The following is a 14,059-nucleotide window of genomic DNA, read 5'->3' as shown; positions in this document are numbered from 1 at the left end:
GTACAGAAAAATGCGGATGAAACGCTTTCACCTGCACAATCATGCTGCGTAAATGGGCAACGGAATCAATAGTGTCTTTAATTCCGACAATATTTTTTCTCGACTCAACCAGCTGTTTAACAATTGCAGGAGTCAGGTCTTGCCCGGTCAGTGCCGGAAAGTTATAGAGGATCACCGGCAAGGTTACGCTGTCCGCCACCTGCTCGTAATAACGAAGCAGATTTTGCTCGGAGACTTTCCAGTAATAGGGGTTAATCACCACAATGCCATCGGCACCGTGAGTTTGTGCATGCTGGCTGAGTCGAATGGTTTCCCGGGCGTTGGTCCCACCGGTCCCAATGAGCACCGGAACGCGATGATTTACGTATGCAATCGCAAACTGAGCTATGTCCTCACGCTCTTCTACAGAAAGCTGAGAGAACTCGCCCCCACTCCCCAGAAAGAACAGCCCATCAACGCCAGCATGAATAAGATCGTCAATCAGCTCACCAGTACCCACTTTGTCGAGGTGGCCATCCGGCGTAAAAATAGTGGAGACAGGGGGAATTATTCCCGAGAACTGCACAGTATCTTGCATAAAATCCCCTTTCAAAACATATGGTTTAGTATTTTGTTCTACATTATAGAACTGTGTTCTTTAATTTAACTCAATACTAGTCCACTTGCGCTGATGGCGTAAACCATCCAGCCGGTAGTTGTTGTTCATAATTCAATCCAGATCACAGAACGGGTTGAAATGAGCCACCAGACACTCGCCCGCTTTATCCGCATAGACCGAAACGTCATTTGGTCATCAACTAGCCACCCCGTCAGCTGTATCACAAATATTAAAAAAAAATGCTTATCCTGAGCAGAGGTGACTTTTATCTCATATGGTTAGCTGATAGATATCAATGTATACAAAGACTTGTTTTTTACATGGTTAATTTTAAGGATAAGAATATGCCAGCAGTCGTTGATAAAGCATTGGACTACATTGGCGGTATGAACACATCAGTGTCAGTGCCACATTCCATGGACGAAAGCACAGCTAAGGGGATGTTTAAATATCTGAAGGAGTTGGGGGTACCGGCAAGCGCTGCTGATGTTACCGCACGAGGCGATCAGGAGGGATGGAATAGTGACTTCACGAAAAAAATGGCTGGTTGGGCTGAGAAGATAGAGTCTGGCAACCGTGTGATTATTAAAAACCCTGAATACTTTACTTCATATATGCGGGAGCAACTCCGAGAGCTAGTGTGAGTATCCCCTTCGCAAACAGATTAATTTTTCCGGACGCTCACCTTCAAAATATGTGAGCGTCCGTTCTTCCTGAGTGTTAAGCACTATCTCCCGCCAGAATCTCTCTAAGCCGACTAGCTTTCGATCACACTGAGCGCCATATGGCGGTTTTTGCCGCGTTAGCATAACTTCAAAACTCCCCCCTGGATGCCAATCTACATCTCATATCTTCCGCTATAAAATCTGTAAAAGTGGACATTTCTCGACTTTTCATCTAAAAGTTCTGCGGTTGGCATTAGACAAATCCAGCTATCTAATAATAATTGCTGAGTGTTAAAGAGCGGCAAGTCAGCTAGCCGCCGGGCATTTCGCCACTCATAAAAACAACGACGCACCTTCTTTGGAGAATTTATGCAATCCTCGGTTAACCACAACGAGAGCCGAACCTTCTTCGGTCATCCTTACCCACTAGGCTCACTGTTTTTCACTGAAATGTGGGAGCGATTCTCGTTTTACGGGATCCGTCCCTTACTCATTTTGTTTATGGCAGCAACGGTTTACGACGGCGGTATGGGGCTTGCGCGTGAAAACGCGTCAGCCATCGTCGGTATCTTTGCTGGCTGTATGTATCTGGCAGCACTGCCTGGTGGGTGGCTTGCCGATAACTGGCTCGGGCAGCAGAAAGCGGTCTGGTATGGCTCGATTCTCATTGCCCTCGGCCACCTGTCGATAGCCTTGTCTGCTGTGTTCGGCGACAACCTGTTCTTCATCGGCCTGATGTTTATCGTTCTTGGCTCTGGCCTGTTCAAAACATGCATCTCGGTCATGGTTGGGACGCTGTATAAAAAAGGTGATGCGCGTCGGGACGGCGGTTTCTCGTTGTTCTATATGGGCATCAACATGGGTTCGTTTATCGCACCACTGATTTCCGGCTGGCTGATAAAAACCCACGGCTGGCACTGGGGCTTCGGCATCGGTGGTATCGGAATGCTGGTTGCGCTGGTTATTTTCCGCGTGTTCGCCGTTCCGGCAATGAAACGTTACGACAGTGAAGTGGGCCTGGATTCAACCTGGAACAGCCCTGTTGCTAAGAAAAAAGGTGTCGGTGGCTGGTTGCTGGTACTGGCTGCCGGCACGGCGGTTATCGTTACACTGATTGCACAAGGTGTGATCGTCATTAACCCCGTGGCGGTTGCCAGTGTGCTGGTATACGTGATTGCGGCGTCGGTAGCGCTCTATTTTATCTATCTGTTCATGTTCGCCGGGCTTAACCGCAAAGAGCGCGCCAGGCTGCTGGTTTGCTTTATTCTGCTGGTTTCTGCGGCCTTCTTCTGGTCTGCGTTTGAGCAAAAACCCACTTCGTTCAACCTGTTTGCGAACGACTATACCGACCGCATGATCGGCGATTTTGAGATCCCTGCCGTGTGGTTCCAGTCAATCAATGCGCTGTTTATCATTTTACTGGCACCGGTGTTTAGCTGGGCGTGGCCGCGCCTTGCACGAAATAACATCCGCCCAAGCAGTATCACCAAGTTTATCATCGGTATTTTATGCGCCGCTGCGGGCTTTGGTTTGATGATGCTGGCGGCACAAAATGTCTTGAACAGCGGCGGAGCGGGTGTATCGCCACTTTGGCTGGTGGGAAGCATCCTGATGCTGACACTAGGCGAGCTGTGCCTGAGCCCAATTGGGCTGGCGACCATGACATTGCTGGCACCAGAAAGAATGCGTGGCCAGATGATGGGACTTTGGTTCTGCGCCAGTGCGCTGGGTAACCTGGCGGCAGGCCTGATTGGCGGCCATGTGAAAGCAGACCAGTTGGATATGCTGCCTGATCTGTTCGCACGTTGTTCTATTGCGTTACTGATTTGTGCGGCGGTGCTGTTCGTCCTGATTATTCCAGTACGCAGAATGCTGGAAAATGCCCAACAAAAACCGGCGACCCATGCCTGATTTGTAATATCTTCACCCGCAATGAATGAAAGAGGCCGGTCAGACGACTGGCCTTTTTCATTGCCAGACATAGCGTACTAACGCCACCAGCACCACGATATTCACCATCACACTAATGATGAACCAGGTTTTAAACGGCTGCTTTTGCGTTTTATGGCGGAAAACCTGCTGACCGACAATCGCGCCAGGCCATCCGCCAACCAAACCAAACATCAGCAAAGTGGACTCAGGCACTCTGCGCCAGGCTTTGCGGGCCGCCATTTTATCCGCACCGTAAATCACCACCGTCAGCAGGTTAGCAAACAGGAACCACATCACCACAGGGTGAGGCAAGAATGCGCTGCCCAGAGCCGCTAAGGCCAAAAGCAAAAAACAGAAACGATTGAGATTCATACCATTAATCACAGAGCTTTTAGCAAAAAAAGTGCACAATTATATCCGATTCAGAAACATTAAATAATTCAATGGATGCACTATGACTAAATGGAAATACACGCCCAACGTTTTTAGTAAGCACAGCGCCCGTATTTGTATCGCGGGTCTGGTATTAGCCATATCTCAGAGCGCTGGCGCAGCAGCTTCATCGGATACGTTAAGTTTCACACATAAAGACTGGGATTTGGTGTGTGATAACACGCTGACCTGCCGTGCAGCTGGCTATTCAGCAAACGATGTCGATCCTGCATCAACCGTCTTGATAACCCGCAAAGCGGGGCCATCGACCACTGTTATCAACCAGGTTATGCTTGCCGACTATGACAGCGAAGCCGCCAGCAAAACACCAGGGCAACCCCTGCTGCTAATAGATAACCAATCGCTGGGCAAACTTTCCACAGCGGATGGCGATGTCTGGACAATGAGTGAAACGCAGTTCACAGCTTTTAAGCAGGCTTTGCGTCGCGACAGCAAAATCAGCTTTAAAAACAATCTTCATGAATACGTTTTCTCCGGTGCAGGTTCCAGTGCAGTAATGCTGAAAATGGATGATGTTCAGGGCCGCGTGGGTACCACCGGTGCGCTGATAAAGAAAGGGAACAACAACGAATCGGCGGTCAAAATGCCCGTCCCGGAACCGGTGATAGTGAAAGCCCCGGTGCGCGATAAACAAAGCCGTGACATGACACCGCAGGAAACTGCGCTGATTAAACCGTCTATCATCAAGTTTACCGGTGCAGATAGTGACTGCGATGAAGAGCGAATCAATGGCACCTGGCAAATTGCCAGCCTCAATGAAAACCAGTCACTGGTGATTGCGCCATGCTGGATGGCTGCCTACAACTCCGGGGATATGTATTTTGTGATTAGCAACGATATGTCCAGCCCACCAGAAATAGTGACCGACAGCGCAACCTCCTGGGACGATGGCATCGTTGAATTTTTCATGAAAGGCCGTGGTCTGGGTGACTGCCTGAGTGTGGAACAATGGGTATGGGATGGTAAACATTTTGTGCACAGTGCAGCCCGGAGCACCGGGCGTTGTCAGATGATCCGGCCAGGCGGTGCCTGGGAGATACCGACACTGACAACCAAAGTCGTCACACACTAATGCACCACAAAAAAGCCCCCTCACCTGTCTGAGCGAGGGGGCCTTATCTTTATAGCAAGTTACTTCTGCGGACGCATCGCAGGGAACAAGATAACGTCGCGAATGGTGTGGCTGTTAGTAAACAGCATAACCATCCGGTCGATACCGATGCCCAGGCCAGCGGTTGGCGGCAGGCCATATTCCAGCGCGGTCACGTAGTCTTCGTCATAGAACATTGCTTCGTCGTCACCGGTTGCTTTCGCGTTCACCTGCTCGAGGAAGCGCTCAGCCTGGTCTTCAGCGTCGTTGAGCTCGCTAAAGCCATTACCGATTTCACGTCCGCCGATGAAGAACTCAAAGCGGTCAGTCACTTCCGGGTTCACGTCGTTACGGCGCGCCAGCGGAGAAACTTCGGCCGGATACTCAGTGATGAAAGTCGGCTGAATCAGGTGTGCTTCTGCCACTTCGTCAAAGATTTCAGTAACAATGCGGCCCAGGCCCCAGCTCTTCTCAACCTTGATACCAATAGACTCGGCGATAGCTTTTGCCGAATCGAAGTTATCCAAATCCGCCATTTCCGTTTCCGGGCGATGCTTTTTGATAGCTTCACGCATCGTCAGTTTTTCAAACGGTTTGCCGAAGTCGAAAGTCTGTTCGCCATATGGCACTTCCGTTTTACCCAACACAGTCAGCGCCAGAGTACGGAACAACGATTCGGTCAGTTCGATCAGATCTTTGTAATCCGCATACGCCATATAGAGTTCCATCATGGTGAACTCTGGGTTGTGGCGCACGGAGATCCCTTCGTTACGGAAGTTACGGTTGATCTCAAATACCCGTTCGAAGCCGCCAACCACCAGACGTTTCAGGTACAGTTCCGGCGCGATACGCAGGTACATGTCCATGTCTAAAGCGTTGTGATGGGTGATGAACGGGCGTGCAGATGCGCCGCCTGGGATCACCTGCATCATTGGGGTTTCGACTTCCATAAAGCCGCGAGCCACCATGAACTCGCGCATAGTGGCGAGGATCTGCGAACGGACTTTAAAATTGTGACGCGATTTGTCGTTGGCGATCAGATCCAGGTAGCGCTGGCGATAGCGGGCTTCCTGATCCTGCAAACCGTGGAATTTGTCCGGCAGCGGGCGCAGCGATTTGGTCAGCAAGCGCAGCTCGGTACAATGGATAGACAGCTCGCCAGTTTGGGTTTTGAACAGCGTACCGCGAGCGGCAATAATGTCGCCAAGGTCCCATTTTTTAAACTGTTCGTTATAGACACCTTCAGGCAAAGCATCACGTGCAACGTATAACTGAATACGACCGCCCATATCCTGCAAAGTCACGAAGGAAGCTTTCCCCATGATGCGGCGAGTCATCATTCGCCCAGCAACAGAAACTTCAACGTTCAAGGAGGTCAGTTCTTCGTTATCCTTGCCATCGAATTGCGCATGCAATTGGTCAGAAGTATGGTCACGACGAAAATCATTCGGGAAAGGAATACCCTGCTCACGCAGCGCAGCCAGCTTTTCACGACGAGTTTTCAGTTCATTATTAAGGTCAATTGCCTCATCGGCACATTGTGCTTGTTGTTCAGACATGTTGGTTCCTCATTTCAGGCATCATTGCCAAAAAATCGCACGATATAATAATGGCGCTCTTAGATTCATTTCAGGCTGATTTCACTCAGCAATAGCCAAACTTAAGTTATTTAATCGCTGGCTTACACCACCACCAGAACATCCTCCTCCTAACAGCCAAACGGTGCAAGGAGCAGGTTTACACCTGCTCCTTGTATGGATAAAAATCAATCACTGTGAGGTTCATGCAGGCAAGGCACCGGTGGGGAAAACAGCAATCGGGCACCAACAGCCAGCAGCACAATCACCGCCACACAGCCAATCGTCCACTCACCCATTTGTGAGAAGAAGTGCTGGTAAGCGGCAATTGCCGTTTCACTGATACTGGATTCAGTGGTCTGTTGCGCCACCAACCCCGCCAGCCAGTTCGCCACCGCACCCGTTGCCAGCATGTAGATGCCGGTCAACATTCCGGTTACGCCTGGCATATTCAGACGTGTGATCTGCGCCATGGCGACCGGGTCGATAAACAGTTCGGCAAAACCCATCAGCGCCAGTCCACCCACCATCAGCCCCATCGAGGCCTGGCCATCAACCGTGCCGTGACGGGCGTTGAGGGCCAGCATCATAAATCCGCAGCCCATCATCAGCAGGCCGAAGGCGAATTTCAGCCACACACGGAACACGGAACGCGTTTTTCCATCTGGGCGAATCAGCCAGGCCAGGACTACGCCTCCGGTCATCACCGCAACAGCATTGACCGACTGGAACAGCGCCGTTGGCACTTCAATATTGAACAAGCGGCGGTTAACAAAGTTATCGATAAACAGACTGATAGAGCTGCCGCCCTGCTGTGCCAGAACCCAGAACAGTGTGCCAGTCAGCATCAGCAGGACGATTTGCCACAACGCGCGACGGTGATGCGGGGATGAAATCATGATCCGCGCCACCATCTGAGCGGCAAAGACACAAACGATCGCCAGCAGATATCCTGACCAGTTATTTTCCAGCAGCAACGTGAAAAAAACCGGAGCCACGCATAACATCACCACCAGCCAGCCCCAGGTTGGCAGCACAAACTTCACCGCGCACAGCGCCTGCTTGTCGACGCCACGGGTATTGCTGAAATGGCGATGGCCGCTTAAAAAAATCAGCAGACCGATAAACATGCCGATCCCCGCCAGCGCAAAACCGATGTGCCAACCGTACCACTGTGCCGTCAACCCGCAGGCGATGGGTGCGGCGATTGAGCCCACATTTCCCGCCGCATAAAGCAAAGAAAAACCGCCGTCGCGACGATGATCGTCCGCGGCGTACAGTTCGCCCAGCAGGCAGCTGATATTGGATTTGAACAGACCATAGCCACAAATAATGATCGCCAGCGCGAGATAGAGGCTCCAGGTTGAGTCTGATTCGAAGCCCAGCACTACGTGGCCGAGCGTCATCAACAGTGCACCGGCAATCACGGCCGTGCGATTGCCGAGCAGGCGGTCGGCAAGCCAGCCGCCGAGAATGGGTGTGACATAAACCAGAGAAGCGTACGCGCTGAATAGACTGATGGCGTGGCTGTCATCAAAGCCAAGCTGATGGGTGAGATAGAGGATAAGTAAGGCACGCATGCCGTAAAAGCTGAAGTATTCCCAGATTTGAATCGCGACGATGTAATAGATCGCGCGCGGCTGTGAGGGTGTTTTCATGAAGTCTCCCTGGTGCAGGTAAAAGGGAAATGGTTGATAGCAAACCTTTATGCGTAGGTCGGATAAGCGCAGCGTCATCCGACACTTTTATCTGTAACAACAGGCGAAAATGGTGGATGACGCTATCGCTTATCCACCCTACAACACCTGTTTAGTGACCTTTGTCCGCAATCTAAAGGGAAGTGGCAAGCCACTTCCCCTGGAACTTCAATTACTTGTTGTTTTCTTCTTTCAGCACTTTAACGGTGTAACGACCATCCGCCTGGCGATATGCGCCATGGATGTCGGTTTCGAAGCCCGGATAGTGAGCGCCGATTTCACACAGCATCTGCAAGAATTCCAGTACCGGACGGCTCTCTTCAGTGATCATCTCACCAGGCATAACCAGCGGAACACCAGGAGGATACGGAAGGATCATGTTGGCGTTGACGCGGCCCACCATCTCTTCGAGATACACTTCTTCGGTTTGACCGTGCAGCTCTTTCTGGAATGCCACGTACGGAGTCATCATCATGGCTGGCAGCACTTCGAATGCACGGAACATCAGGTCCGGCAAGTTGTGATGCGCGACCAGTTTGTGAATATTTTGCGCCAGATCCTGAACACGCATGTTTTCATAGAATTCAGGATCTTCACGGTACAGAGACGGCAGCATGTTTTTCACGCGCAGGTTCAGGTCGAACTCACGTTTGAAGTCGGTCAGCGCACGCAGCAGGCTCAGAGCTTTGGTCTTGTCGATACCGATGCTGAACAGGAACAGCAGATTGTACGGGCCGGTTTTCTCAACAATGATGCCGTGCTCATCGAGATATTTTGCTACGATGCTGGCCGGAATACCGAACTCATCCATGGTGCCATCTTTCTTCATCCCCGGCGTCAACATGGTGACTTTGATCGGGTCAAGATACATGTGTTCGTTGTCGATGTTTTTGAAACCGTGCCATGCGCTGTCAGAGCGCAGCGGCCAGCATTCCGCACCATCGATATGTTCTGGCTGCCAGACGTCGAAGAACCAGCCTTCAGACTCGCCTTTCAGGCGTTTGATCTCTTTACGGAACTTGATAGAACGCTCAATTGAGCCATCAATCAGACGCTTACCAGAGTTGCCTTTCATCATCGCCGCAGCGGTTTCTGTCGACGCAACCACACCATAATGCGGAGAAGTGGTGGTGTGCATCATGTAGGTTTCGTTGAAGGTCTCTTCGTTGACATCACCTTTCACGTGAATCATTGAAGCCTGAGAGAACGCCGCCAGCAGTTTGTGCGTGGACTGAGTTTCATAAATCACTTTCCCTTCCACACGACCACCGCTCATACCGCATTTGCCAGCATAAATTGGTGAGAAGTTGGTGTATGGCACCCATGCTGAGTCAAAGTGGATTGACTTAACATCGAGGGTTTTCTTGATGAAATCAGTGTTGTACAGCAGGCCATCATAGGTGGAGTTGGTGATAACCGCGTGCACCGGCCAGCTCGCGTTCGGGGTCTCTTTCACACGTTTGGCGATAGTGGCGCGCTGGAATTCACTCTGCGGAATACCACCCAAAATACCGTAAGCATTACGAGTCGGACGGAAATAAATCGGCGTAATATCGCTCATCATCATCAGATGGGTCAGCGATTTGTGGCAGTTACGGTCAATCAGCACGGTGCTACCGGCAGGTGCCGAATACATGCCAACAATTTTGTTAGCCGTTGAAGTCCCGTTAGTCACCATGTAGCTGCGTTCAGCGTTAAACACACGAGCGATATACTCTTCTGCTTCTTTGTGCGGGCCGCTGTGATCCAGCAAAGAACCCAGTTCAGAAACTGAAATTGAGATATCTGATTTCATGGTATTGGAACCAAAGAAATCATAGAAGATGCTGCCTACTGGGCTTTTCTGGAAAGCGGTGCCGCCCATATGGCCTGGAGTACAGAAAGTGTATTTACCTTCACGAACATATTTGAACAGTGCTTTGGTCAGTGGCGGCAGAATGGTGTCGATGTATTCATCGGTGTTCTGTTTGATTTTATTCGCGATATCTTCAGCAGCACCCAGCGCGTATTCGAAGAAGCGAACCTGCAAACGCAGATCGTTCAGGCTAACGTCCAGCGTAGAGTAGGTGTTCGCAAATGCGTATAACGGCATGTATTCATTGCATTTGCTGATTTCTTCGCACAGTTCGAGATTGTATTTATCCCAGTCGAAAATCACACCGCACAGGCGGGCGTTATTTTCGATAAGCTTCAATAAGTCTTCGCGGTCATTCGGATAGACAATACGGAAGTCCAGGCGTTCAAGGGCGCGATGCAGTTCACGGATAGGCTCTTCTTTAAAGTAGACGCCCATGTGATTCATGATTGCGATAACGTTCATAGTAGAATCTCCAGGTATGGGGAGCCCCTCCCATCACGAAGTGACAGGTCAGGAAAGGGCTCCAGGAAAAGGGGTTAGCGATTAAAGCGCGTCAGCGGTAGAGCTGTCGGTTGCGTCGTTAGCATGTTGACGCTGGTGCATTTTGCGGCCGTAGAACATCAGGATGATCAGGCTGACGATAAAGGTGCCGGCCAGTTCGAAGGAGCTTGCCCCCATCAGCGCGATGAAGCAGAACGCACAACCCAGTACCGAGCAAATCAGGCTCACGAAGTTGCGAATGTTGAAGCCTTCGAAACGAATCAGGTCAACGCAGGAGTAGAAGTAAGGCAGCATGGTCAGCAGTACCGCGATACCAGTCAGCTCGCCAAACAGGTCAGAAGCTTTACCACCGCTGGAGTTCATCAAGGTGATCAGCACCATCAGCGCAGTCATTTTCACGGCAGCCAGCAACAGACCTTTCTTAGGAATACCGTTGTTATCCACTTCACCGTAAATTTTCGGGAAGTTACCGTCACTTGCTGCACGAACACCGGCTTGACCCACCAGCATCATCCAGGAACCGAGAGAAGTCAGACACGCAAAGGCGGTGAATGCGGAAACCATTGGAGCCGCCCAGCTGCCCATAATCGTTGAAGCACTGATAGCGAACGGCGCACCGGATGCCGCCATCTGAGCCGCAGGATACATACCGGCGATAACCTGAGTGGCTGCGATATAAACCACACCTGCCATCGCTGTTCCCAGCATGGTTGCCAGTGGAACAGTACGCTTAGGATTTTTCACCATACCGGTACTGACAGCAGCGGATTCAACACCCACGAAGGCCCACAGGCAGAGCAGGATACTTTTGATGACCGCGTGGCTATCAGTGGTGTTGGAAGTGTTCCAGTTCGCCTGATAGGTTGCCGCGTCAAACCAATGCCAACCGACAATCGCAGTAATCAGCACCGGAATTAATACCAGCACCAGACCAATAGTGGTCAAACGGCTCACCCAGGTACCACCGAGCATATTCACGAAGGTAAATATCCAGACGATAGCAATACAGGCGATGCCAGCCGGAATGGGGTCATTCAGAATTGGGAAGAATGTAGAGAGATAAGAAACAGCGGTAATACCGATTGCCAGATTACCAATCCAGTTTGCGTGATAATAAAGTACACCAGTCTGGAAACCGAATGCTGGAGATATTTCCCCGGCATAAGCAATTGGGCCACCTTGCTGTGGATTCTTGGTTGCCAGTCGGGCATAAACATAAGCCAGAGACATTGCACCAATAATAGAAATAACCCAACCCCAAATAGCAATACCACCGATGCCAGCGAGGTTGGCAGGTAATAATGCAATACCGCTCCCCATCATATTACCAGCGACAACGCCGGTACATGCAAATAGCCCTATTTTCTTGGCAGAACCCATGTTGCTTATCTCCTAAGTTTATTTGGGCGGTACAGGTCATGATATTGAAACTGGTATTGACCCGACCTACTGCCAACAAGATTAAAGATTCATAAAAGATAAGTCCTAAAGATAAAGTGAAATAACAGCAAACATCAGACAAATGACATCTTGACCTTTTTTAATTAACATATAAGGATGACATGTTGATATCAAAAAAAGATAAACATAGTTTATTTACAGCAACTTACACACACCTTACAGTGTTATAATTGTGTTGTATGCAGGTGTTAAAATGCCAAATATAGGTAACATTCAGAGTGCTGGTGAGAAACATAAGTTTAACCTCATCATACTCAAAACCATGAGCATGATGAGGGTTTACTTATTCTGAAGCGAGGAAGTTGTCTAAATAAGGAACAACACTGGTCACTGAGGTCTGGAATACCGCATTTTGAATCCAGTAAAATGTATTATCACCAGGGCGTAAATTGAAAGCGGTCAGATAAGCATCCGCAGCTTCACGGTTCTTTCCTTTCATTTCGTAGACTTTGCCAAGCAGCACATAATTCATCCACGACATTTCCAGGTCGATACCGCTATTAATAGCCGCATAGGCTTCATCTATTTTTCCCTGACCTAGCAGATAGACGGTTTTGATTTGATAGTAAACCGCCAGTTCTTTAGCGCCGGGCATCTCGCCTAATTTGGCGACCTCTGTATAAAGCGTTTTGAGTTGTTCTTTATCCAGCGTTTGTTGCGAATGACGTAATACATCCACCAGCATTTTTTCTGCAAAGGCGTAAGAAAAGTCAGGAGAGTCTGCCAGCACATCGTCCAGTAGCGCACTGGCTTTATCTAATGAATCGACATCGCCATTCATTAATAACTGATGCGCCTGGTAGAAGTGTATTAACGCCGAGCCATGCGACGGTTGGTAAAGTTTGAGCATCGTCAACATGCGGTCCGGCCACGGCTGCTTCAATGCTTCCGATAAGCTGCTCAACAAGTCGCTCTGAATCGATAACTGATTGTCGCTGGTGATGAAATAACGCTTATCCATCATCGTTGAACCGTCAGCATTATCCACCAATTGCACAGACATAAAGCACTGCTGCGCACGATAGTGCCGCTGATTGACGAACTCAATGGTCAGCGTTTTACCTGAACTACTTGGCTCATTGGCGTTGTAGTTGGTTTTATCATGCACCATAAAAGTGGAGAAGGTGTTCAGCGAAGTGGTCATCAGGCTGCCCAGTCCTACCGCATAGGCATCTTGTGAGGCCCGGTTAACACATGAATTACCTTTGAGCAGATGGATATCAATATCGCGCGGATTCAAAAGCAAACGCGCTTTGGTACGCGGCGGTTGCGAGTCCATCGTCGATAGTGCAACCAGCGCCACACAAGTGCCTAACGCCAGTAAAAACAGCAGCCAGACCCAGATGGTGGCGATACGTTTCGGCTTCACCGGTTTCACGCGAGGCGGTTGATCTTGCGTTATTGCTGCTGCGGACTTTGGGGCAGGAAGATCCACTGCTGACGCAGACGCCGCGGGTGTAATCACAGGCGCTGGCGCTTCACCCTCTTCGGTACACCAGACTACCGGTACCGTTAGCTTATAGCCGCGTTTTGGCACCGTCGCAATGTATTCCAGGCTGCCGTCCTCGCCATCTTTCAGCGATTTACGAAGCTCAGAAATACTCTGCGTGACGACGTGGCTGGTGACCACGTTACGCGTCCAGACGTTATCGATAAGCTCGTCCCTGCTGAGCACTTCATCAGGGTGGCGGGCAAAGAAAACCAGGAGATCAATAAGACGCGGTTCTAGCGTAAGCTGGCGTCCCTTCCGGCTGATTTGGTTATCAGAAGGTGTAACCAGCCACTGCCCCACGCGAACAACAGGTTGCTGCATAAAAAAGAGCCCAAAAGGAAAAGGCGCGATGATAGCACAATTCCACCCCCTAACTTTGATAGGGGTCATCACCCTTTACACGTTATGTCCTTCTGGATTTATTTCAATAAGGCAGTTTTTGATCCTTAAAACAAACTGAAACACAATATTAACAACTATGACAATTTGATGGACGACACAACATCACCAAGCCCGTAGGTCGAATAAGCGCCAGCGTCATCCGACACAACATCACCAAGCCCGTAGGTCGAATAAGCGTCAGCGTCATCCGACACAACATCACCAAGCCCGTAGCTACCGTCTTGAACGTCAAGCGGTAGCTGCATAATTTTCATCCCATGGTAATCGGGTTTTCAGTACGCCGAAGCACATATGTACCAGCTTACGCATCACTGCACCCAGGGCCGCTTTTTT

10 protein-coding genes and 1 pseudogene are annotated in these 14,059 nt (G+C 50.1%); 3 read left to right on the top strand and 8 right to left on the bottom strand.

Annotated elements, in window-relative coordinates; translation table 11 throughout:
- Positions 1–577 (bottom strand): dihydrodipicolinate synthase family protein (locus tag MES37_RS20410; RefSeq protein WP_237932531.1); only part of this gene is annotated, 577 nt, incomplete at its 3' end.
- A 365-nt stretch (positions 578–942) separates the two neighbouring features.
- On the opposite strand from MES37_RS20410, the gene MES37_RS20405 reads away from it, so the two are divergent.
- Together MES37_RS20405 and MES37_RS20400 are read left to right on the top strand one after the other, a co-directional pair.
- On the top strand, positions 943–1,242 hold the full coding sequence (locus MES37_RS20405) for a DUF1889 family protein (RefSeq protein WP_064548818.1): 300 nt from the start codon (positions 943–945) through the stop codon (positions 1,240–1,242).
- A gap of 390 nt (positions 1,243–1,632) precedes the next feature.
- Entirely contained in the window at positions 1,633–3,174 is a 1,542-nt protein-coding gene (locus MES37_RS20400) for a peptide MFS transporter (protein ID WP_064548820.1), read from the top strand.
- Positions 3,175–3,231: 57 nt separating this feature from the next.
- On the opposite strand, the gene MES37_RS20395 is transcribed toward MES37_RS20400, so the two are convergent.
- Entirely contained in the window at positions 3,232–3,567 is a 336-nt protein-coding gene (locus MES37_RS20395) for a DUF1294 domain-containing protein (protein WP_237932530.1), read from the bottom strand.
- An 82-nt stretch (positions 3,568–3,649) separates the two neighbouring features.
- Between MES37_RS20395 and MES37_RS20390 the strand changes: the two genes are divergently transcribed.
- A complete protein-coding gene (locus tag MES37_RS20390; RefSeq protein ID WP_237932529.1) occupies positions 3,650–4,720 on the top strand; it encodes a DUF1176 domain-containing protein in 1,071 nt (356 codons plus the stop codon).
- A 59-nt stretch (positions 4,721–4,779) separates the two neighbouring features.
- Here the strand turns inward: MES37_RS20390 and lysS are convergent, their stop codons facing one another.
- The 6 genes and pseudogenes from lysS to MES37_RS20360 form a co-directional block, all read right to left on the bottom strand.
- Positions 4,780–6,297 carry a lysine--tRNA ligase gene (gene lysS, locus MES37_RS20385; RefSeq protein ID WP_237932528.1) on the bottom strand — a complete coding sequence of 506 codons (1,518 nt, stop codon included), beginning with the start codon at positions 6,295–6,297 and terminating at the stop codon, positions 4,780–4,782.
- Positions 6,298–6,503: 206 nt separating this feature from the next.
- Positions 6,504–7,973, bottom strand: coding sequence for a dipeptide permease DtpD (dtpD, locus tag MES37_RS20380; RefSeq protein ID WP_064548824.1), 1,470 nt, complete (start codon positions 7,971–7,973; stop codon positions 6,504–6,506).
- A gap of 211 nt (positions 7,974–8,184) precedes the next feature.
- Positions 8,185–10,332 carry a lysine decarboxylase CadA gene (gene cadA, locus MES37_RS20375; protein ID WP_064548826.1) on the bottom strand — a complete coding sequence of 716 codons (2,148 nt, stop codon included), beginning with the start codon at positions 10,330–10,332 and terminating at the stop codon, positions 8,185–8,187.
- Between the two features lie 81 nt (positions 10,333–10,413).
- Positions 10,414–11,751 (bottom strand): cadaverine/lysine antiporter, encoded by a 1,338-nt coding sequence (cadB, locus tag MES37_RS20370; RefSeq protein WP_064548828.1) that lies wholly within the window; start codon positions 11,749–11,751, stop codon positions 10,414–10,416.
- Positions 11,752–12,115: 364 nt separating this feature from the next.
- On the bottom strand, positions 12,116–13,645 hold the full coding sequence (gene cadC / locus MES37_RS20365) for a lysine decarboxylation/transport transcriptional activator CadC (protein ID WP_232886083.1): 1,530 nt from the start codon (positions 13,643–13,645) through the stop codon (positions 12,116–12,118).
- A 309-nt stretch (positions 13,646–13,954) separates the two neighbouring features.
- A pseudogene (locus MES37_RS20360) lies at positions 13,955–14,059 on the bottom strand (IS110 family transposase); the annotation flags it as partial.

This window comes from Buttiauxella sp. S19-1 (assembly GCF_022134725.1).
In the GTDB taxonomy this organism is placed as follows: Bacteria; Pseudomonadota; Gammaproteobacteria; order Enterobacterales; family Enterobacteriaceae; genus Buttiauxella; species Buttiauxella ferragutiae.
Note: the sequence above shows the minus strand (reverse complement) of the source record. Positions and strands in the feature narration are given on the sequence as shown.